The organism is Candidatus Poriferisodalis multihospitum (assembly GCF_028283155.1).
GTDB lineage: Bacteria > Actinomycetota > Acidimicrobiia > Acidimicrobiales > Poriferisodalaceae > Poriferisodalis > Poriferisodalis multihospitum.
On sequence record NZ_JAPYOK010000025.1, the window covers coordinates 1 to 21,180 of the forward strand.

The window sequence follows — 21,180 nt, forward strand, 5'->3', positions numbered from 1 at the left end:
CACGGTTCCGATCAGCGAGTTCTTTGCCGGCTTCCGTCAGACCGTGCTTGAGCCTGACGAGATCGTCACGGCAGTTGAGTTCGATGCCCTCGACGGTGCTGACCGCTCACATGACCGTCGCGGTGTGTTCGTGAAGCTGGGCCTGCGGAGGGCGCAGGCAATCTCGGTGGTGCATGCCGCCGTGGTCGTGGAGCTCGACGGCGGCCGGGTGGCTGACCTCGTGGTTGCCCTTGGCAGCGTCGCGCCCACGATCATCACCGTGCCCGAAGCGACCGAGCTGGCTGCTGGACGGGAGCTGGCCGAAGCCAACGCCGACATCACGGTTGCTGCCCGCCGGGCCGCAACCCCCATCGACGACATCCGCGGCAGCGGCGAGTACCGCTCGCACACCGTCGGCGTCGTGGTGGACCGAGCGATCACGGCGCTGGCCAGCAACACCGAAGCCGACCGCTGGCCCCGCCAAGCGCCGCGTCTGGCGTTGACGGCGAGCGCTGTTGAAGCCGGGCCGGCGTCGACTGTGTTGACCGAGCCGCACGACACCGTCACGGCGACGGTGAACGGCGTGCAGCGGAGCACAGCGGGGGCTGCGGGCAAGTCGCTGATGGACTGGTTGCGCGACGATCTCGGGCTCACCGGCACCAAGGAGGGCTGCGCCGAAGGAGAGTGCGGCGCGTGCACGGTGCATCTCGACGGCGCTGCCGTGTTCTCGTGCCTGGTGCCTGCGGGCCGAGCTGACGGAGCGAGCATCACCACCGTCGAAGGCGTGGCTTCACCGGCAGGCGAGCTGCATCCCTTCCAGCAGGCCATGGTGGACACTGGCGGCGCTCAGTGCGGGTTCTGCACGCCGGGCTTCGTGATGAGCGCCGTCGCGCTGCTCGACGAGATTCCCGAGCCCACGCCCGAACAGATCACCGTGGGCCTGTCGGGCAACCTGTGCCGCTGCACCGGCTACTGCTCGATCATCGAAGCGGTGCATATCGCTTCGAGTGACGCAGCAGCGGTGCACACCGTGGCCGGGGACCCGTCGTGAGGGAGGGCGCCGCTCCAGGCGAGACCGGTGCGGCTGTCGAGTTGGAGATGCCCGCGGCGACGGCGGGCGGTACCGGCCAGTCGCCGCCGCGTGCCGACGGTCCTGCCAAGGTCGCCGGACTGGCCGGCTACCCAGCGGATCGCATTCCCACCGATGCGCTGTGGGCCTTCGCGGTGTTCACCGATCAGCCCCATGCCCGGCTGCGACGCCTCGATCTCGCCCCGGCCCAGCGCGCTCCGGGTGTCGTGGCGGTGCTGGGTTCAGCCGACGTGCCCTGCAACGAGTATGGGCTGACCAAGTTCGACCAGCCGGTGTTCATCGGTCTCGGGCACACCGGCCGCAGTTCGGTGCCGTGCGACGTGTCGCGCTGGGAGGCCGACCATCTGGCGCTGATCGTCGCCGAGAGCCTCGACGAGGCGCGTGCCGCCGCTGCTGCCATCGAAGTCGAGTGGGAGCCGTTGCCAGTCGTCGCCGATCTGGACTCGGCGCTGGCGCCCGACGCTCCACTCGTGCATCCCTACGAAGACATCGGCTCGAACCTGTACGAGTCGATGCGGACCCGCAAGGGCGACCTCGATGCCGGCTGGGCCGCCGCCGCCGTCACGGTCGAGGCCACCTACGAAGTGCCTTACCAGGAGCACGCCTACCTGCAGCCCGAAGCGGGCACGTCGTGGGTGGATGCCGAGGGCATCATCAACGTCGAGATCGCCGGCCAGTGGGTGCACGAGGACCGCGAGCAGATCGCCCACGCCCTCGACCTGCCGGAGGATCGCATCCGGGTTCGCTATCCGGCCATCGGCGGCGCATTCGGCGGACGCGAGGACACGTCGATGCAGATCGTCCTGGCGCTGGCTGCCCAGCGACTGGCCGAACGGGGCATCGACCGCACCGTCGCCATGCAGTGGTCGCGTGAGGAGTCGATCGTGGGCCACCACAAGCGTCACCGCGGACGCATCTGGGCCCGCTGGGGCGCCGACCGCGACGGCAGGATCACCGCAGCACAGGCCGAAGCCTGGTTGGATGCGGGCTCTTACAACTACACCTCCAACAAGGTGATGGGGAACCTGCATCTGGGTCTCGGCGGGCCGTACGAGCTGCCCAACGCCGCCATCGACACCCATGTCGTGTATACCAACGCCACGCCTGGGGGAGCGTTCCGGGGCTTCGGCGCTCCGCAGGCGGCCTTTGCGGTGGAATGTCAGGTGAACAAGCTGGCAGAAGCGCTGGGCATGGACCCGGTTGACATCCGCCGCGTCAACACCCTGCGCGAGGGATCGCCGAGCATCGCCCACACGCCGATGCCGGCCGGTGTGACCATGCCCGAGGTGATCGAGGCATGTGCCCACGCCGCGGCGCAGCCAGCCGGCTCAGGCAGCGCCTCCTTGGAGAGCGACGCCAGCAGCTCGGGGCTCGATGACCCGATGCCCGATGGGCCGGCGCTCTTCAGCCCGTTCGTTTCGCTGCCGGCGCGGCATTCGTCGCTGCGCCGCGGCAGCGGCTTCGCCTGCGCATTCAAGAACGTCGGGTTCTCCTTCGGCTTCCCCGAGCGATGCGAGGCCACGATCGTGCTGCACGGCGAGCCTGGCGATGACATGCCCGCATCGGTCGAGTTGGCGCACGCCGGCGCCGATGTCGGGCAGGGCGCGCATACCGCGTTCTTGCAGATGGCTGCCGAGGCGACCGGCGTCGACCCGTCCCGTGTTGTGGGCCGCTTCAGCGACACCGGCACATCGGGCGACTCGGGCTCGGCGTCGGCCTCCCGCCTGACGTGGATGGCGGGCAACTCGATCCTGGGTGCCGCCGAGGAAGCCGAGAAGGCATGGCGCGAGGGCGTCCGGCCGGCCATCGGGCACTTCCGCTTCACGCCCCCGCCCACCACCGAGCTCGACCCCGAGACCGGCGAGGGCACCCCGAACTTCACCTACGGCTATGTCGCCCAGCACGTCGAGCTGACCGTCGATGTCGACACCGGCCACATCCGCATCGACCGGGTGATCAGCGCGAACGACGTGGGTCGTGCTATCAACCCACGCTTTGTGGTCGGCCAGATCGAGGGCGCAGTGGCACAGGCGCACGGTCACGTGCTCAGCGAGTACCTGCGCAGCCGCGACGGTCGGCTGCTGAACCCCCGCTTCAGCACCTACCTGATCCCGGGCGTCGGCGACATCCCGGTAACGACAGAAAGCGTGGTGTTGGAGCTGGCCGATCCGCTGGGACCCTTCGGTGCCCGCGGTATGGCAGAGATGGGCGTGATCCCCTATGCACCGGCCGTGGCCGCAGCGCTGGCTGACGCAACCGGCGTCTGGATGGACGACTTCCCGCTGACGCCGGAGCGTGTCTGGGCGGCGCTCAAGTCCGCGCGCGACAACGGCTGAGACCCGGTTTCTGGCAGCACCGCCGTCGGGCCGATAACCCAACGGGCCGCCCGATACCGCAGTCCTACACTCCGAAGCGTGGCAGCGAGATCACGGCCGGATGCGACCGAGCGCGTGATGGAGCTGGTGATGTACCTGCTCGCTCGCGATGTGCCCAAGACGCGTGAGGAGATCTGGCGCGACACCGGGCTGTACGCGCCCGACGGCACCACCGACAAGCGCCAGCTGGACAGTGCCCGTGCCTCGTTCGAGCGCGACAAGGCGCTGATTCGCAACCTCGGCGTGCGCATCACCGAGTCGATCGAGCACGACGGCGCCACGTCGTACACGATCCGCCGAGAGGACTACTTCCTGCCAGACCTGCAGCTGACGCCCGACGAGCAGCTCGCACTGCGCTTCGCTGCAGCTCGGGTGGACATCGGCGAGACCTGGGATCTCGAAGCCGTCGCCAAGCTCACGAGCACCGAGACCGCTGCGAGCGGCGGGGACGGATCGCTGTCAGCAGACGTGGCGCTGGAGACGGCTGCCGCGCAGCAGACCGCCGGGTCGCTGCTGCCGAGGCTGGCCGCTGCGTCTGCCGAGCGCGCGCAGGTCCGATTCGCGTATGGGGGCCGGCAGCGCGACGCCCAGCCGCTGGGTCTGCTGTGCCGGGCGGGCTACTGGTACTTGGCTGCACGCGAAGACGGCGTGGTGAAGACGTTCCGGGTGGATCGCATGGAGAGCGACGCGGACGTGGGGGAGCGAGGGGCATTCGCCCGCGCCGATGTCGATGTCGCGGCGCTGCTGCCGAGCGAGCCGATGGAGATCGACTTCGGCGACGACTTTGTGGCCCGGGTACGGATCGACGCCACCATGGCGCAGCAGCCCACGGCCGAACGAGGTCGCGTGGTCGAGCGGCATGACGACGGCTCGGTGACGGTGACGGTGCGGGTGCGCAACCGCGCCGCGTTTCGCGTCTGGCTGCTGGACATGGGCCGCCATGCCGTCGTGGAATCGCCGCCGGAACTGGTCGACGAGGTCACCTCGTGGTTGCGAGCACTGGCGAGCGATGCCGGGGACGGCGACCGGTGAGGGGGCCCAGTACATCGACGAAGATCGAGCGCCTGCTGGCCATCGTGCCGTGGGTGGTCGAGCGAGGCGGCGCCACCGTGGGCGACATCGCCGAGCGATTCGAGATGCGTCCGGCTGCCGTGTACGACCTGCTGCTCGCCGCCATGTGTTACGAGGTGACCGGGGCAAGTGCCTATGAGAATCTCGGCATCGTCGTGTTCGGCGACGACGGCGAAGCCGGCGAGGCGTGGGTGCATGTCGAGCCGGGAGCGATGCTGGATCGGCCGCTCGACTTGTCGGTGCCGCAGGCGTTCGGGATCCTCGTAGCGGGTCAGTCCGCACTGGCCCTGCGCGGCGCCGACCGGACGGGTGCGCTGGCGACCGCACTCGACAAGCTGCGCGCGGCGTATGGCGAGCGAGTACGGGTATCGGTGGATCTGCCGCTGCCGCGCAGCTTGCCGACGCTGCGGGAAGCCGTACGCGCTGGCACCACCGTCAGCATCCACTACTACACCCCGAATACCGACGCCGTCAGCGAGCGTCGGGTGGACCCGCTGGACGTCTCGCTGGCCGATGGCCACTGGTACCTGCGGGGCTGGTGCCACCTGCGGCAGGATCTGCGCTCGTTTCGGGTCGACCGCATCGAGGAGTGCAGCGACACCGGCGAGCCGCACGGCCGTTCGGCCGAGCTCCGCGAGGCGCCAGGCAGCCCGGCCGAGCCCCGCGAGGCGCCAAGTAGCTCAGCCGAGCTCAGCGCCGTTGCGCCTGCGGAGGCCGACGAGACGACCGATGTGGTGCTGTCGATCCCCCGCGACGACTTGTGGCAGGTGGAGGCGTATCCCTCGCGCGAGGTACGCGATGACGGCGACCGGTGCATCGTGACGTACGCGATCCGCAGCCCGTTCGTGCTCAGCCAGATGCTGCTGCGCCTCGGCGCCGCTGCGCACGTCGTCAACGCGGTGGAGCTGCCACCCGAGCTTGCCGAAGCTGGCAGTGCCGCTGCCGCGTCGATCCTGGAGCTCTACGCGACCTGACGATCTGGCTCAGTCGACCAGCTCCACGACCAGGCCGTAGTGGTCGGATGGCACCACCCCGTCGACGGATTCGGTACCGATCAGCCGGACGCTCGTGATGTTGCCCTGCGGGACCGGGCGCGGCGTCGACACGAACACGTAGTCGATGCGCCGGTTCGGCCACATGGCTTGGTGCAGGTAAGGGTTCTGACCGCTCCAGGTGAAGCCCGGGCCGTCGCCTGCCTGAGCCCAGACATCGCTCCAGACCAACCCCGGCACTGGCGGCGGGCGTTCGCCGGTCAGCAACCGGATCTCCTCGGAGCTCGGGACGGCGTTGAAGTCGCCTGCCATGACGATCGGGAAACCCTCGGGATCGTGATGAGGTGCCGCCAGCTCGCACAGCGTGGACACCTGTGCCTGGCGGATCTCGCTGAGATGGAAGCGGTGCTCGAGGTGGGTGCAGATGACCGCCATTTCGCCGTCTCCGCGGGCGATCCGGGCCACGACAGCGGTCCGGTGCCCGGACTGCTGGCCCTCGGGCGACGACGGATCGCCGACCGCCAGCGAGTGCGAGCTGGATTCGATGATCGCTGTGCGGCTGAGGATTGCATTGCTGAACGACAGTCCTCGTCGCCCGAAGCGCGGGTGGTGCGCCACGTTCATGCCCAGCGCGTCGCCGAGCTGGTCGGCCTGGTTCGCGCCGTCTTGCTCGGCCCAGATCTCCTGACAGCACACGATGTCGGCGTCGAGTTCGGCAAGGGTGGCGGCGATGACCTCGTGGCGGGCCTCCCAGTTGTCGCCGAAGCGCCACCACAAGTTCCAGGTCACGATGCGCACGGCGTCACCGTAACGGCCACGTATCGTCTGCGGCGATGTCAACGGACCAAGCCACCGACCAGATCTACCTGCGCGACGCGTACGAGCAGGCCGTCGAGGCGACCGTGGTCGCCGTGCGAGACGATGCCGTCGCGCTCGACCGAACCGTGTTCTATGCGACCGGCGGCGGCCAGCCCCATGACACCGGCACGCTCGTTGATCAGAACGGCAACACCTGGCAGGTGCGCAACGTCCGCAAGGAGGGCGATCTCATCTGGCACTGGGTGGACTCCGAGCCGCCGCCGGCAGGAACGACGGTCACCGGCACGATCGACTGGGAGCGGCGGCTGCGGCTCATGCGCACGCACACTGCGTTGCACATCCTGTGCGGCGTCATCTGGAACGAATGGGGGGTGCTGGTGACCGGCGGGAATATGGAGCCGCTGGCTGCCCGCATGGACTTCGAGTTCAGCCCGCTGCCTGAGGGCTTCGCGGCACGGGTCACCGAGCTGGTCAACGCCGAGATCGCCGCGGATCGGCCCATCGAGGTGAGCTTTCTGGAGCGTTCGGTGGCGCTGGCCGATCCCGAGCTCATCCGCACCAAGGTCAACCTGATCCCCGAATGGGTGACCGATATCCGGGTGGTGGACATCGTGGGCCTCGATCGCCAGGCAGACGGCGGCACGCACGTGGCGTCCACCGGTGCCGTGGGCCGCTTCGAGATCACCAAGACCGAGTCGAAGGGGAAGGGCAACAAGCGCGTCCGCATGGTGCTCCACGACGCTTAAGCAAGCGGCCCGCTCTTGGCGGGCGCGCGTCTGTTCGGTACCTTGGAACAAATGACTCCCCGGGAGCCGCTGGGCGGGACGCGCACGGTTGCGCCGTCTGCTCGCCGGACGGCTACGTCTCGATTCGGCGCTTCCCGGCGTGAGGGGCACGATGCGTCGGCGTTCTATGAACGCTTCACTCCGCCGGCGCTGTCTGATGACGACAGGGTGGCTCGGGGGCCTGACTTCGATGCCGAGTTCGCCGATCGCATCGGCGACGGCTGCTTTTGTGGTGATGCCCGGCAGATGACTGCGCTTCCAGATGCCTCTGTAGCGCTGGTGGTCACCTCACCGCCGTACTTCGTGGGCAAGTCGTACGAAGATGCCATCGCCGCCGGCACCGACGATCGCATCCCCACCAGCTATTTCGACTACCTCGCGATGTTGAGGGACGTCTTTGCGGAGTGCGTGCGGGTGCTGGAGCCGGGCGGTCGCATCGCCGTCAACGTGGCGAACCTGGGCCGCAAGCCGTACCGCAGCCTGTCGGGCGACGTGGCGAAGATCTTCGAAGAGCTCGGCCTGCTGCTACGCGGCGAGATCGTGTGGCAGAAGAGCAAGGGCTCGAGCGGGTCGTGCGCATGGGGGTCGTTCCGCAGCCCGTCCAACCCGACCCTGCGCGACACCACCGAGCGCATCGTGATCGCCAGCAAGGGCCGCTTCGACCGGGCGCGTTCGGCCGCGCAGCGCCGAGACGAGGGCCTGCCGCATCGCAGCAGCCTGTCCACCGACGAGTTCATGGAAGCCACCATCGACGTGTGGGACATGGGGCCCGAGAGCGCGCAGCGGGTGCGGCATCCGGCGCCGTTCCCGCTCGAGCTGCCCCGGCGCCTGATCGACTTGTACACCTACGAGGACGACCTGGTGCTCGACCCGTTCATGGGCTCGGGCACGACGCTGGTCGCGAGCGTGCTGTGTGGCCGGCGGCCGGTGGGCTACGACCTGAATCCCGACTACGTGGACTTGGCACGCGCACGAGTTGCAGCCGCCACTTCGGCCCCGCGTGAAGCGCTGCGCAACACCGAACAGCCACCGCTCTTCGAGATGAGCACCGCGGCGCCAAAGGCAATTGCTGACGCGATGATCGCTGACGCCTTTGTCGGCCAGGCGGTGGAAGCCGGTCGCAAAGCCCACGACATTGCCAGCGAACTGCTGGAACGTTCAGGCTTCGAGCTTGTGCGAAGCCCCGCCACGGTGCGCGGGTCGGGGGTGAAGCTCAGCTTCTTGGTGGCCGACCGCGCGAACCGTGAGTGGTGGATTGATGTGGCGGGGGCGTTCACGACCGTGCGGCCGGGGCTATTGCGAGCTGAGACACTCTGGAAGGCGCTGGGGCGAGCATCGGTATTGGCCTCGGCCCAGCCGGGCGCACGCCTGCTGTTGCTGACGCCGCATCTGCCTCGTGTGGGCGCCGAAGGCGACCGGGCACTGCACATCCTCGGACCGTCCGCCGTCTTCGATGTCATCGAGCTGTTCGACGAGGCTGCCGTGGCCAGGCTCGAGAGCTATGCCGACGGTGCTGCGGCCCCGCTCGCCGGCTTCTGGGACGACAGCGAGATCGACACCGAGCCTTAGCGAAGCTCAAACGCCGTCGATGCGCTTGAACAGCTCGGCGTAGGCGAGTCCGGCCTGCTGGCCGCTGGCCGCTGCGACAGCGTCCACCCAGTCGGCGAAGCGCTGCACCTGGGCGGGGTCGTCAGGGTCGGTGATGTCGTGCGTGGTCACGAATTGGGTGCGGTGGCACAGCAGCGCCTCGGTTTTGGCGGCAGTCCAGCCCTCGACGTTCTCCGCGTGGTCGGGCTCGTCGGCCTCGAACAGCAGCAGCTCGTCGGGGCGGTGCGGCGGCAGGCGCAGCTCAGGGAAGAAGAACGGATCGCGTGCAGCCACCACGCCTTCGACGGCCAGCAGTCCCGCGTGGCGATGATCGGGATGGAGCCGGTAGCGCTTCCACGGGTCATGGCCCAGCACGACGGTGGGCCGCAGTTCCCGGATGGCTTGCGCGACCTGCGCACGGGTCGCGAGGTCGCTGTCGAGTTCGCCGTCGACGTGGCCGCCGAAGCGCACCTCGCCGGTTGCACCGAGCGCGGCAGCGGCGGCACGCTGCTCGTCCTGGCGGGTTCGTACCAGCGCCACCTGGTCGCAGTCGGCATCCCAGGTGCCCTTCGAGCCGTCGGTGCAGATGAAGTGGTGGACGACCGCGCCAGCGGCTCCCCACTTGGCCAGCGTCGCCCCGCAGTCGAACTCGGCATCGTCGGGGTGTGCGGCAATGACCAGCGCCGATGCCGGCACCGCCAGGTCAATCGAGAAGCCGGTGTCAGCAGTCATCGCTTGCTGCCGGTGGTCGCTCAGCGAGATGCACCGCAAGATCGTCGGGTGTGTCGATGTCGAATTCGAGTGCTGCGACCCGCCGCACCTGCAAGTTGAGTCCGCAGCGCCGCGCTTCGTCGCAATGAGCACTGAACGAGCCGGGTCCGTAGTGAAGCTCGAAGTCGGTGCCCAGCGGCAGCGCCATCACGTTGGTGCCGTCAAGATGCCGGTCGGGCACGATCGTCACGGTGCCCGGCTCGGCCAGCCCTCCGAGTGTCTCGGCTCGCGGCAGATCACCGTGGGCGATCACGACGTGCTGCGGCCAGCGGCCATCAGATGCGGCCTCGCTGTCGGTCGAGTCCCGCCAGGGCGGTGACTCGTCCGGGGTCGCAGCCGACAATTGCGCGAGGGCAGCAGTGAGGGCGCCATTCAGTCCCCGAACCTCGATTCGCAGCGGATGGGCCCCCACCGAATGAGCCCATTCGGCCACCTCGTCGTTGTCGCACACCACGAGCGCCGGCATGCGACCGGCGGCCTGCACGACCCGCGCGGCCATGGAACGAGCCAACCCGGCCCGCTCACCGGCTGGAAGCTGCGGGGCGAGCCGCCCCTTGGCGAGCTCGAAGTCCTTCACGGGGATCAGCACCACCGCTTCGGGGTCGCCGCGATCAGTCACCCGCGGCGAGTGTATGGGCACGCTCGGGCGTGATGGCGAGACGGCCGCTCGGCCGGGGGCTGGTGGGCTGCAGCGACCGATGACGGAAGCGGCTCGGTCGGCGGCCCCGGTTTGCTAGGACAAGACGGTGCTGACTGAGCCTCCTGAGGGGTGGGTGCGACCGTGGTGGGCTGAGCGCCAGCTCGACCCGGGCTCGGCCGCGCATGCGTCGGAGCCCAGCAGGGTCCGCTACTGGCTCGGTGCCCGTCAGGTTTCGGACACCGTGCTGGCGAACACGGTGGGCCGTTCATGGACGACGATCGGGATGCCGGAGACGTTCGATCGCGCAGACATCGACCCTCGCGGCCTCGTGGCGCTGTCAGGCTGGTCACTGGATTGGTGGGTGCGGGCCGGCGAGGAGTGGGTCTGCCCGTCGCGGGCGGCCGCAGTGCGGCAGCGCTTGGTGGACGGGATGCCGGTGGTGGAGACCGTGCTGCGGGTCGGCGGCGGCGATGTGGTGCATCGGGTTGCAGCGGCCCGGGGCGCTTCCGTCCAGCTTGCTGACGCCGAACGGCACGTCAAGCGGCAGCGAGGCCCGCAGGCGACTGGAGACCGCACGAGCGCCGTTCCCGAAGTGTTCGTGGTGGAGATCACCAATGGCACGCCTGCGCCCGTGGCGGTTGCGCTCGCTGCACGGCCGTACAACCTGGGTGCGTTCCAGCATGAGGACGACGAGATCTGGGAGTGGTCGAACGCGTGGGGCATAGACGAGATCACCGTTGACGGCCGGGTGATGACGCTCAACGACGGTCATCGTCACACGACGAACCATGCGGCCGTGATCTTCGATCGCGCACCGGGCGACGTAGTAGTCGGCAGTCACGGGGTTGATTGCGTCGCCGCGCTGGTGGAAGCAGGCGAGCAGGCCACCGCAGGGCAGCCAAGTTCGGTACCGGTGAGCATCGGGGACTCCTCGTCACTTCCGGATGCTGCGTCGACGCTGCGATCCGAGCCGGCATCGACGCCGCAGCCCGAGCGGGCTCCGGTCTCGGTGACGTGTCCGCAGCACCTGGCCAATGCGGCGGCGGTCTTCCCGCTGGTCGCCGGGGCGACATTGCGCGCCGCCATTGTCGAGCGAGGCTTGGCCTTCGAATGGGACGACGCCGGTAACCCAGCGCTCGGCGCCGCCGTGCTCGATGCGGTGCCCGGCGTGGACAGGGTGGCCAATGGCTGGCGCTTGCGTGTCGATGCGGGTTGCCGGCTCGAACTGCCCGCTGGCCGGTTGGCAGATGCTGCGCTCGCGGCACGCTCGGCGCAGCTGCTCTCGACGGCGCCGTTCGATGACGGCCCTGGCGTCGTCGGCCCGATGCTCGCCCCGGCGGTGCACACCGATGCGCAGTTCGCCGGCGACGACCTCGTGCAGCTGCTGGCGCTCATCGAGTCGGGTGTGCCCGAACAGGTCCGCGATCTCCTGTTGCGCCAGGCCCAGGCGCAGGATTTCTCCGGCGTCACCACCAGCATGGGCATATCGGTAACGGGCACCTCGCTGGTGCTCGCCGAGCATCTGCTGTCGCTGCATCCCGATCCGGCATTTGCCGAGGCCATCTCAGAGTTCGTGACAGCGGCGGCACGGTGGTTGCTGCACGGCAAGAAGGAGCTGCAGGAAGAGCCTTGGGCTGTCCGCGAAGGCTTGCGGGCGGGCTACCGGCTGCTACTGCAGATCGGTGCTGAGCGCGCGGCGAGAGCCTTGCAGCGCGAGGCAATCTCGCTACCTGAGGCACTGCGGGTTGACGTGGCCGACTCAGCGGGCTCACGTACCAGCCTCCCGGGACGCCGCCGCGTTGGCCTGCATGCTGCCGACGGTGGTGCCGACGCAATCGCGTCCCCGTCTTTCTACCGCGATCGGTTGGGGCGACTGCCGTGGGAAGCATCGTGGGACGACACGCCAGCACCGCCGAGCCAGCGCTGGGAATGGCTGTCGCACGACACTGGGCTGTGGATCCACGCTGCGGTGCCGTGGGCGCCGCCGTTGCCGTTCGTGGGCGCCGAGCCGGCCGACGGCGCGCCTGCGGACTTCGTGGACGACACTGCCGCGCTGTGCGGTCACGACATGGTGGCAACCGCACTGCTGGCCTTCGCCGAGGCTCGACCGGCGCCCGGACGCGCCTTCGAGCGGCTTGAGGCACTGGTCTCAGTGGCATCGCCGACGCTGAACTGGCCGACCTACATGCACCCAACGCTGCGCACGGGCACCAACGGGACGGGGCACGACCTGATGGTGGGCGGCCTGTTCACACGAACGCTGCTGCGGTTGCTGGTCGACGTTCCCGACGACCATTCGGCCAGCAGCGGAGAAGCAGGTCGCGAACCGGCCCGCCTGCGGCTCGCGGCGCATTGGCCAGCGACGTGGCTGGGTCAACCGGTCGAAGTGCACAACGCGCCGACACGCATCGGGGCAGTGTCATGGGCGGTCCGCTGGCACGGCGAACGACCGGCGCTGCTATGGGAGGTGGTGCCACACGACCCGGGCGCCGTGGCACCCGAAGTCACGGCTCCAGGACTGGACGCAGCGTTCACGGCCACGGGCTGGCAGGGCGAAACGCTCCTCGCAGCACCGCGCCCGCCGTAGCCGGTCTTCCGTTCGGCACGGGGTCGGCAACTAGGTTCACATCCATGACGGCCCGGCCGAGCCTCACGTTCGAGCGGCGCTGCTGGGAAGCCGGCGAGACGACTGTTGTCGGCGTGGACGAGGTGGGCCGCGGCGCCTGGGCCGGCCCCTTGACGGTCGGCGCGGTAGTGGTCTCGCCGCACGGTCGCGTGAACGGCATCCGCGACTCCAAGGCGCTCCGCCCCGAGGTGCGCGAGCAGCTGTTCGAGCGCATTGACGACTGGGCCCGTGCGTGGTCGGTAGGGCATGCAACCGCCGCCGAGTGCGACGAGTTGGGCATGACCGATGCCCTACGGCTGGCCACGCGCCGGGCCCTGGACCTGCTGCCGGCCGAGCCGGACCGCGTGCTGCTCGACGGCAAGTTCAACTTCGTGGACTGGCGTCCCAGCCGGGCGATCGTGGAGGGCGACCGGCGCTGCCTGTCGATCGCGGCGGCATCGATCATGGCCAAGGTCGTGCGAGACCGCATCATGACCGTGCTGGCCGGCGACTTCCCTCCCTATGGGTTCGAGTCGAACAAGGGCTATCCCGCGCCCGTCCACCGTGCCGCGCTGGCCACCCATGGACTGTGCGCCATCCACCGCCTGAGCTGGTCGTTCACCGAGGCACTGCCCGATGCCGAGCCGGTACCGAACGCCGCCCACAGCGATGCCTCGACGGCGCTGGCGACCTACTCGACGGCTTTCGCCGGACCCGACACGACATTGTTCTGACGCGCCGTTGCGACGAGCGAGCGCCGGCCGCAGTTCACGTGCCGCATCGGAGTGAAGCCGCGTGCCCTGGGCTGCTAGAAGAAGGCAGCTTCACAGAGAGGCCCCTGATGAGTGCGAACGACGACCCCAACGCCCAACAGCGCGAGTTCTGGCGCAACGCAGACGTGTGGGTGCAGGAGCAGGAGCGACTGGACGCACAGCTCGGCCATATCGGCCTAGCGGCGATGGAGACCGTGGAGGGCCTGCCGACGGAGGCCAACGTGCTGGACGTGGGCTGCGGCTGCGGCCAGACGACGCTGCAGTGGAGCGAGCGCGTCGGCGGTTCGGTGCTGGGCCTCGACATCAGCGAGACGCTGATCGACGTGGCCCGCCGGCGCGGCGCAGCGCATGCCGCCGAGCGTCCCGAGACGGCGCCGATCGCATTCGAGATCGCAGACGCCCAGACGGCGGACATCGCCGCGCTCGGTGCTGCTGCCTCGGGCCGCAACGGGGTCTTCGGCGGCTTCGACCTCGTCTTCTCGCGCTTCGGCGTGATGTTCTTCGCTGATTCGGCGGCGGCGTTCGCAAATCTGCGCGCCGCCACGCGGCCGGGCGGGCAGCTTGCATTCGTCTGCTGGCAGACGCCGCGCCAGAACCCGTGGCTGGTCACTGTCAACAAGGCGGTGCTGGAGATCGTGGAGATGCCCGACGGCGGGGGGCCGGCAGTGGATCCGTTCGCATTTGCCGATCCCGACTTCGTGAGCGACATGCTCGATGCAGCGGGGTGGTCGGAGGCTGGCTTGGAGTCGTTCGAGACCGAGGTGCTGTACGGCGTGGGCAGCACGCTTGCCGACACTGCGCAATTTGCCATGGACCTGGGCATCGCCCGGCGGGCGCTGGCCGGGCACCCGCCCGAAGTGCACGCTCAGGCAAAGAACGCCGTCATTGCAGCGCTCGCGCCTTTCGAGACGCCGAAGGGCGTGATCTTCCCTGCCGCTGCGTGGATCGTCACGGCGCGCAACTGATCCGGCAGACGGTCGCCCGCGCTCCCGCTTGATGCGAGGCCCAGCCGGCTCGACGGCAGAAGGCACGGGTTTGGCACACTCGCGGGCGATGATCGACGAACCGAGCTGGACGATAGGGATCGAGGAGGAATATCTCCTCGTCGATCGCGACAGCGGCGCATTGGTGCAGGCCCAGCCGCCCGGGCTGATCGAACGGGTCGCCGAGCTGCGCCACGGGCTCGTGAGCCCGGAGCTCTTCAGCGCGCAGATCGAGATCGGCACCGGCATCTGCCGCGACATGAAGCATCTGCGCGCCGATGTCGGGCTGCTGAGGCTTGCGGTCACCGAGGCCGCTGCGGAACATGGGCTTGCGCCGATTGCCGCGTCCACCCATCCGTTCGCCAGACCGGAGGAGCTCCAGATCACCGACAAGGAGCGCTACCGGGTTCTGGCCGACGATCTCCAGGACATCACGCGCCAACTCGTCATCTCGGGGCTGCATGTGCACGTGGGCATCGAAGACCCCGAGCTGCGCATCGACCTGATGAACCAGGTGACGTACTTCCTGCCGCATCTGTTGGCCGTGTCGACCTCGTCGCCGTTCTGGCAGGGCCGCGACACCGGGCTGGCCAGCTACCGCTCGGCGGTGTACAAGACGCTGCCGCGCACGGGCCTGCCGCCGAAGTTCGACTCGTGGGCGGAGTTCCGTCGCCATGTCGATGTGCTCGTGAACGCCGGGATCATCGAGGACTCGTCGAAGGTCTGGTGGGACATCCGGCCCTCCGAGCGCTACCCGACGCTCGAAATGCGGGTCACCGATCTGCCGACCCGCATGGAAGACACCATCGCCATCGCGGCTGCGTATGTCTGCCTGCTGCGGATGCTGTGGCGGCTGCGTGACGGGAACCAGCGATGGCGCAGCTACGCGAACTTCCTCATCGGCGAGAACCTGTGGCGCGCCGAGCGCTACGGCATCGGCGGCTCGCTGATCGATTTCGGCAAGGGCACGCTGGTGCCCTACGAGCACCTGGTCGACGAGCTCATCGAGCTGGTGATGCCTGATGCCGAGGCGCTCGACTGCGTCGACGAGATCCGCCACCTCCGCACCATCTGCGAACACGGCACGTCAGCGAACCGTCAGCTCGCCGTGTATCAGGCGGCGCTGGATGTCGGCGCCGATCACGACGAGGCCCTCGCCGAAGTTGTGCAGCACCTCATCGGCGACACGCTGGCGCCGCCTGCCGACGACGATTAGCTGCAGGCGCCGTCTGCGCTGATCCCGCGATGGCTGTAGCACAGCGGTGTCGCCAGGACGCTGCGCAGCGTGTACGGCCCCAGGTCGGTGGTGAAGTCGTCGCCGCCATTGTCACCCAAGGCCCTGATGTCTGCTGCCATCTGGGCGACGATCAGCAACCGGTAGCCACGCACCGAGTCATCCGGCTGCCCCACGACATCCACAATGACTTCCAGGAGATCTCCCGCCGGGTCGGGTGCCGAAGCGGTCCTGACGCGCGACCGAGGCTCGTTTGAGGCGATGGTCGCTACGACCCGGTCGACGAGCTGAGCGAATGTGTCGGCACTCGTGTCGCCGTCGATGTCGGCACTGGCCTGCGCGGTGATGTCGAGGGCGGTCTCCGGTGACAGCGGCGCCAGGTAGTTCGAGCTGGCCCAGCCGACGATCGGTCCCGCTTGGACCTCGTGCCACGTGCTCGTGGCGAGATCGCGGGAGCGGCCGGTCGCGGTCACTCCCGCAACGCCGATCCTCGCGAACGCCGCTTCGGCCTCGGCATCACGGACCAGCAGCGCGCTCTCGGCTGGCGACTGCGGTGACAACTGCAGCGTCAGCGTTGCGACAACCTCGCCGTTGGGAACATCGCGCACATTCAGCCAATCGTCGTAGGCGACGCCGATGACGCCGAGTTGCGTGCCGGCCGCGGGCCCGAACGCCGCCGGAGTGCCCGGCAGTTCTGTGTCAGGCGTCGTCGTGGCGGCAGGCTCTGCCGTAGCCGCGGAAGTAGCGGTGACGACCGTCGGCGAAGGTGTCGCAGCGTCCGCCGGTGCGCCTGCGGTCGTGGTCGGCAGCGGCGACGTTGCAGGCTCGTCACGGGCGCCCGCCGTGGTGGCCGCAGCGGCGACGTCCGTTGTCGATCGTGCCGGTTCCACCTCCGTCGCGCTCAATGCCACGAACAACGACAGCACCGAGATCACCAAGGCGGCAAAGGCCATAGCGGCAACAAGTCGGTTCGTCATGAATCCGCCATGGCGGCAGGCAAGCTCACTGAGGTTCCGGTATATCGCAGCACCGGACGGATCTGGCGGCACCAGGCACGAGCGGGCAGCCAGCTCGTCCCTTCTGTGCTGTGAGCGCGTTCGCGTTGCGGCGGCTGATTGCAAGGGAGTGATACTGGTTTGATACCATCACGTCCATGGCGATGACGCTGCGATTGACCGACGACGAGCAGGAGGCTCTGCGTCAGCGAGCCGCGCTCGACGGCACTTCCATGCAGGAGGCAGCTCGGCGCGCGGTGCGCGAGTACGTCGTCAAGGCCTCCCATCGCGACCGGGTAGCGGCAGCGGCTGATCTCATCACGGATCGTCACGCCGATGCGCTCCGGCGACTCGGCGAGTGAACGAGAGCGTCGAGTACCTCTCGGCTGAGGATCTCGTCGAGCTCGCTCGCCGGCTGCTCGGCGATCCTCCGCCGATCCGGGATATGGGACTGCTCGGAGCCGCAGCGGCTCGGCCCCAGGCATCGGCGTTCGGCGAAGACGCGTACCCCGACATCTGGACCAAGGCCGCAGCGCTGCTCCACTCAGTGGTGAACAACCATCCGCTCGTCGACGGCAACAAGCGCCTCGGCTGGCTCGCAACCGCTGTGTTCTTGGAGCTCAACGACGCCAGTGTCAGCACCACCACGAACGACGCCGTCTACGACCTCGTCATGACCGTCGCCTCAACCGACCTCGCCGTCGACGACATCGCGGATTCACTACGCGCCATGCACGCTCGTGTGTGATCTGTAAGCCGCTTCGAGATTGAGCCACAACTGCGCCGATGTGCCGAGTGCCACGGAGATCGACTCGGCTAGATCCTCGGTGATCTCGACCTGCGCATCGAGGATTCCCGAGACGATGTGCGCAGGTTGGCCCATCAGCTTCGCAAGCTGCGGCATTGTCCAGCCACGCGCAGCAAGTTCGTCTGCCAAGTGCTCGCCGGGCGGGAATACCTCTGCAGCTACAAGCTTCGAAGACAAGTTCACGCACCTCCACCATCACTGATGGCCCAAGCAACTGTCAGTGAATCGATCGGCAAGCAGCAGTCAGCCATCGCAATCTCAGAAGCGGCACTAGCGCTCATGAGCGGTCGTGCGCCACTACCGCCATCCCGTTCAAGATCGTACGATGACCGCTGGTGTGCGGGGTCGCGGTCGTGAGTTCGGGGACGTTGTGAGCGAGTACATGTCGCCCGAGCAGCTGGCCCGTCGGGACATCGACGAGCAGCTGACGGCGTGCGGCTGGGTGCTGCAGGACTTCAAGTCAGTGGCGGTGGCTGCAGCTCGAGGCGTTGCCGTTCGTGAGGTGCCGACCACGGCCGGCCCTGCCGACTACGTGCTGTACGTGGACCGTCAGGCGATCGGTGTCATCGAGGCCAAGAAGGCTGGCATGACGCTCACTGGTGTTGAGCCGCAGACGCGTAAGTACCAGGCCGCATACCCGGAGGCCTGGCCTGCCATCGAGGTCAATGGGGCATTGCCGTTCGGCTACGAATCGACCGGCACCGAGACCCGGTTCACCAGCGGGCTGGACCCCGTGCCGGCGAGTCGTCGAGTGTTCACCTTCCATCGGCCCGACACGTTGGCGCGTTGGCTGGCGAACCATGCCGGTGGGAAGGACTCCGGGCTCGGCCTGCGTGCCGGCGTGATGCATCTGCCAGGTCTTGACGCTGATGCTGGGCATCTATGGCCTGCGCAGGAAGAGGCCATCCGCAACCTTGAGCAGTCGTTCAAGGACAACCGCCCTCGGGCCCTGGTGCAGATGGCCACCGGCTCGGGCAAGACGTTCACGGCTGCCAACGTCTGCTATCGCCTGCTGCGACATGCGGGCGCCGAGCGGATTCTCTTCCTCGTCGACCGAGCGAATCTCGGTCGTCAAGCACTCCGGGAGTTCCAAGGATTCGCCACGCCCGACGACGGCCGCAAGTTCACCGAGATCTACAACGTCCGCCATCTCACGTCGTCACGACTCGACATAGCCAACGAAGCGGCCACGAAGGTCCACATCTGCACGATCCAGAGGCTGCATTCGATCCTGCGAGGCGATGACGAGCTCGACGAGGCTCTGGACGAGAAAAGCGGCTTTGAGATCGCTCCGTCTGAGCCGATCGAGGTTGCCTACAACCGGCTGGTACCGATCGAGTCTTACGACCTGATCATCATCGACGAGTGCCACCGCTCTATCTACGGCGTGTGGCGGCAGGTGCTCGAGTATTTCGACGCCTTCCTCGTGGGCCTGACGGCAACTCCGGGCATGCAGACGTTCGGGTTCTTCGACCAGAACTTGGTTATGGAGTACGGGCACGCCCAGGCAGTGGCTGACCGCGTGAACGTGGACTTCGACGTGTTCCGCATCCGCACGGAGATCACTGAGTCCGGCGGCACGGTCCCCGCCGAATTCGTCACCAAGTTCCGCGACCGTGACACACGCGAGCACCGGTTGGAGAAGATCGACGAGGACATCACCTACGACGCCAACCAGCTCGACAGAAGCGTGGTGGCGCCTGACCAGATCCGCACCGTTGTGCGTGCGCTGCGGAGTTCGCTTCCCGAGATGTTCCCCGACCGCGAGCGGCGGGAAGACGGCTCGCTTCGGCACATCCCCAAGACGCTGATCTTCGCCAAGGACGACAGCCACGCCGACGACATCGTGCAGGCCGTCCGCCAGGAGTTCAACCTGGGCAACGAGGGCGCAGTGAAGATCACCTACCGCTCAGGAGACGCCGGCAACAAGCCCGAGGATCTGCTGGCCCAGTTCCGCACCAGCTACGAGACCCGCATCGCCGTGACGGTGGACATGATCGCGACCGGCACCGATGTGAAGCCGATCGAGTGCGTGGTGTTCATGCGCATGGTGCGCAGCCGCAACTTCTTCGAGCAGATGAAAGGACGCGGCGTGCGGGTGATCGACAGCGACCAGTTGCGTGCAGTCACGCCTGACGCCGCCGCCAAGGATCGCTTCGTGATTGTGGATGCCGTCGGCGTGACCGAAGCCGATCTGCACGACACGGTTCCGATGGAACGCCAGCGAACGAAGAGCTTCGACAAGCTGCTGACCGATGTCGGTATGGGTTCGACCGATCCCGACGTGGTGTCGTCAGTAGCGTCGCGACTCACCCGGCTGGACCGGCGCATGACCGCAGCAGACCGGACCGAGGTGGAGAACGTGGCAGGAGTCGCGCTGACAGACTTGGTGCGCGGCATGGTGAACGCGCTGGATGTTGACCGCCAGTACGAGGCAGCAGTAGCCCAGGCCGGCGGTGATCCCACACCCGATCAGGTCAAGGCCGCCGCTACGGCGATGATTCGCGAGGCGCTGCAGCCGCTTGCAGGCAATTCAGCGCTGCGGGAAAAGCTGGTCGAAGTCAGGCGCAGCTACGAGCAGGCGATCGACGAAGCCTCGAAAGATCAACTGATCATCAACGAATTCTCGAAGGACGCGGCCGACCGTGCCCGCGCCCAGGTCGAGTCGTGGAGGCAGTTCATCGACGACAACAAGGACGAGATCACCGCGCTGCAGGTGCTGTACAGCCAGCCGTACAGCGGGGGACTTAGCTACGACGACGTCAAGGAACTGGCGAACGCAATCAAGCGACCGCCGCATCGCTGGACCCCGGACGCGCTGTGGGATGCCTACGAGACGCTCGACAAATCCAAGGTGCGCGGTTCGGGCCACCGAGTCAGTACCGACTTGGTCAGCCTCGTCCGCTACACGCTCGGCGAAGCCGACATATTGGTGTCGTATCCGGACCTCGTCAGCGAGCGCTTCGAAGCCTGGCTGCTGCAGCAGTCCAACGCAGGCCGCTCATTCTCCCAAGAGCAAGCGGCGTACCTGGAGCTCATCAAGGACCGCATCGCCACCAACCTCGGCATCGCGCCTAGCGAATTGATGGCACCACCGTTCAGCACCCAAGGCGGCCTCGGCAAGGCCAAACAACTCTTCGGCGAGGAACTCGACGCCCTGCTCGACGAACTCACCGCCGCCCTCGCCGCATGAACGGGGGCTTACCACCGGGTTGGGCTTGGGCGAGATTCGGTGATATCGCTGACACCCAGCTCGGCAAGATGCTGTCAGCGAAGTCGAGGCAGGAACTCGCCCCGATGCCGTATCTGCGCAACCAAAACGTTCAGTGGCACCGCATCGACTTGTCTGACGTGGCGCACATGGACTTCACCGAGATTGAACGCGCCAAGTACCTGCTTCAGCCCGACGACCTGCTGATCTGCGAGGGAGGCGAAGTTGGACGGTGCGCGAGGTGGACGATGCCATCCGTCGAGATGTGCTTCCAAAAGGCTCTGCACCGAGTTCGGCCGAGAGCGGGTGTCGAAATCGGTTGGCTCGAGTACTTCATGCGTTGGGCAGCCGAAACTGGTCGATTTGGAGACCGTGTCCAAGGGAGCACCATCGCGCATCTTCCTCAGCGCGACCTGCGGGCACTGGAGGTCCCTATTCCACGGTCGGCAGAGCAGCGTCGCA

Annotated in this window: 18 protein-coding genes and 1 pseudogene; 14 read left to right on the forward strand and 5 right to left on the reverse strand. The window is 67.7% G+C overall.

Annotated elements, in window-relative coordinates:
- The 4 genes from VI480_RS00980 to VI480_RS00995 form a co-directional block, all read left to right on the forward strand.
- A partial coding sequence (locus VI480_RS00980) for a 2Fe-2S iron-sulfur cluster-binding protein (protein WP_323670943.1) occupies window positions 1-1,030 on the forward strand: 1,030 nt, incomplete at its 5' end.
- Entirely contained in the window at window positions 1,027-3,405 is a 2,379-nt protein-coding gene (locus VI480_RS00985) for a xanthine dehydrogenase family protein molybdopterin-binding subunit (protein WP_323670944.1), read from the forward strand. The genes VI480_RS00980 and VI480_RS00985, both read left to right, overlap by 4 nt.
- Before the next feature lie 78 nt (window positions 3,406-3,483).
- Window positions 3,484-4,476, forward strand: coding sequence for a WYL domain-containing protein (locus VI480_RS00990; protein WP_323670945.1), 993 nt, complete (start codon window positions 3,484-3,486; stop codon window positions 4,474-4,476).
- Window positions 4,473-5,489, forward strand: a complete 1,017-nt coding sequence (locus VI480_RS00995; protein WP_323670946.1) for a helix-turn-helix transcriptional regulator — start codon at window positions 4,473-4,475, stop codon at window positions 5,487-5,489. Before VI480_RS00990 ends, VI480_RS00995 begins: the two co-directional genes overlap by 4 nt.
- A gap of 9 nt (window positions 5,490-5,498) precedes the next feature.
- On the opposite strand, the gene VI480_RS01000 is transcribed toward VI480_RS00995, so the two are convergent.
- Window positions 5,499-6,305, reverse strand: coding sequence for an endonuclease/exonuclease/phosphatase family protein (locus tag VI480_RS01000; RefSeq protein WP_323670947.1), 807 nt, complete (start codon window positions 6,303-6,305; stop codon window positions 5,499-5,501).
- A 35-nt stretch (window positions 6,306-6,340) separates the two neighbouring features.
- Here VI480_RS01000 and VI480_RS01005 point away from each other — a divergent pair, with 35 nt between their 5' ends.
- The gene (locus VI480_RS01005; protein WP_323670948.1) at window positions 6,341-7,072 is read left to right on the forward strand and encodes an alanyl-tRNA editing protein; all 732 of its coding nucleotides are present in this window, start codon (window positions 6,341-6,343) and stop codon (window positions 7,070-7,072) included.
- Window positions 7,073-7,123: 51 nt separating this feature from the next.
- Window positions 7,124-8,680 carry a site-specific DNA-methyltransferase gene (locus tag VI480_RS01010; protein ID WP_323670949.1) on the forward strand — a complete coding sequence of 519 codons (1,557 nt, stop codon included), beginning with the start codon at window positions 7,124-7,126 and terminating at the stop codon, window positions 8,678-8,680.
- Window positions 8,681-8,686: 6 nt separating this feature from the next.
- Here the strand turns inward: VI480_RS01010 and VI480_RS01015 are convergent, their stop codons facing one another.
- Window positions 8,687-9,430, reverse strand: coding sequence for a PIG-L deacetylase family protein (locus VI480_RS01015; RefSeq protein WP_323670950.1), 744 nt, complete (start codon window positions 9,428-9,430; stop codon window positions 8,687-8,689).
- Complete coding sequence (locus VI480_RS01020) at window positions 9,420-10,088, reverse strand: hypothetical protein (RefSeq protein ID WP_323670951.1); 669 nt, start codon at window positions 10,086-10,088, stop codon at window positions 9,420-9,422. Before VI480_RS01020 ends, VI480_RS01015 begins: the two co-directional genes overlap by 11 nt.
- 127 nt (window positions 10,089-10,215) lie before the next feature.
- On the opposite strand from VI480_RS01020, the gene VI480_RS01025 reads away from it, so the two are divergent.
- The 4 genes from VI480_RS01025 (at window position 10,216) to VI480_RS01040 (ending at window position 15,686) form a co-directional block, all read left to right on the forward strand.
- The gene (locus VI480_RS01025; RefSeq protein ID WP_323670952.1) at window positions 10,216-12,696 is read left to right on the forward strand and encodes a hypothetical protein; all 2,481 of its coding nucleotides are present in this window, start codon (window positions 10,216-10,218) and stop codon (window positions 12,694-12,696) included.
- Between the two features lie 44 nt (window positions 12,697-12,740).
- Window positions 12,741-13,448: a ribonuclease HII gene (locus tag VI480_RS01030; RefSeq protein WP_323670953.1), complete on the forward strand. Its 708-nt coding sequence runs from the start codon at window positions 12,741-12,743 to the stop codon at window positions 13,446-13,448.
- A gap of 107 nt (window positions 13,449-13,555) precedes the next feature.
- Window positions 13,556-14,452 (forward strand): class I SAM-dependent methyltransferase, encoded by an 897-nt coding sequence (locus VI480_RS01035; protein ID WP_323670954.1) that lies wholly within the window; start codon window positions 13,556-13,558, stop codon window positions 14,450-14,452.
- Window positions 14,453-14,543: 91 nt separating this feature from the next.
- Entirely contained in the window at window positions 14,544-15,686 is a 1,143-nt protein-coding gene (locus VI480_RS01040; protein WP_416246609.1) for a carboxylate-amine ligase, read from the forward strand.
- On the opposite strand, the gene VI480_RS01045 is transcribed toward VI480_RS01040, so the two are convergent.
- Window positions 15,683-16,681 carry a hypothetical protein gene (locus VI480_RS01045; RefSeq protein ID WP_323670956.1) on the reverse strand — a complete coding sequence of 333 codons (999 nt, stop codon included), beginning with the start codon at window positions 16,679-16,681 and terminating at the stop codon, window positions 15,683-15,685. The genes VI480_RS01040 and VI480_RS01045 overlap by 4 nt on opposite strands.
- A 176-nt stretch (window positions 16,682-16,857) precedes the next feature.
- Here VI480_RS01045 and VI480_RS01050 point away from each other — a divergent pair, with 176 nt between their 5' ends.
- Together VI480_RS01050 and VI480_RS01055 are read left to right on the forward strand one after the other, a co-directional pair.
- A complete protein-coding gene (locus VI480_RS01050) occupies window positions 16,858-17,061 on the forward strand; it encodes a hypothetical protein (protein ID WP_323670957.1) in 204 nt (67 codons plus the stop codon).
- The gene (locus tag VI480_RS01055; RefSeq protein WP_323670958.1) at window positions 17,058-17,447 is read left to right on the forward strand and encodes a type II toxin-antitoxin system death-on-curing family toxin; all 390 of its coding nucleotides are present in this window, start codon (window positions 17,058-17,060) and stop codon (window positions 17,445-17,447) included. Before VI480_RS01050 ends, VI480_RS01055 begins: the two co-directional genes overlap by 4 nt.
- Here VI480_RS01055 and VI480_RS01060 read toward each other — a convergent pair.
- Window positions 17,421-17,684 carry a hypothetical protein gene (locus tag VI480_RS01060; RefSeq protein ID WP_323670959.1) on the reverse strand — a complete coding sequence of 88 codons (264 nt, stop codon included), beginning with the start codon at window positions 17,682-17,684 and terminating at the stop codon, window positions 17,421-17,423. The genes VI480_RS01055 and VI480_RS01060 overlap by 27 nt on opposite strands.
- 148 nt (window positions 17,685-17,832) lie before the next feature.
- Here VI480_RS01060 and VI480_RS01065 point away from each other — a divergent pair, with 148 nt between their 5' ends.
- Together VI480_RS01065 and VI480_RS15480 are read left to right on the forward strand one after the other, a co-directional pair.
- On the forward strand, window positions 17,833-20,700 hold the full coding sequence (locus VI480_RS01065) for a DEAD/DEAH box helicase family protein (RefSeq protein WP_323670960.1): 2,868 nt from the start codon (window positions 17,833-17,835) through the stop codon (window positions 20,698-20,700).
- Window positions 20,701-20,768: 68 nt separating this feature from the next.
- Window positions 20,769-21,149: pseudogene (locus VI480_RS15480) on the forward strand (hypothetical protein); the annotation flags it as partial.
- Window positions 21,150-21,180 lie beyond the last annotated feature (31 nt).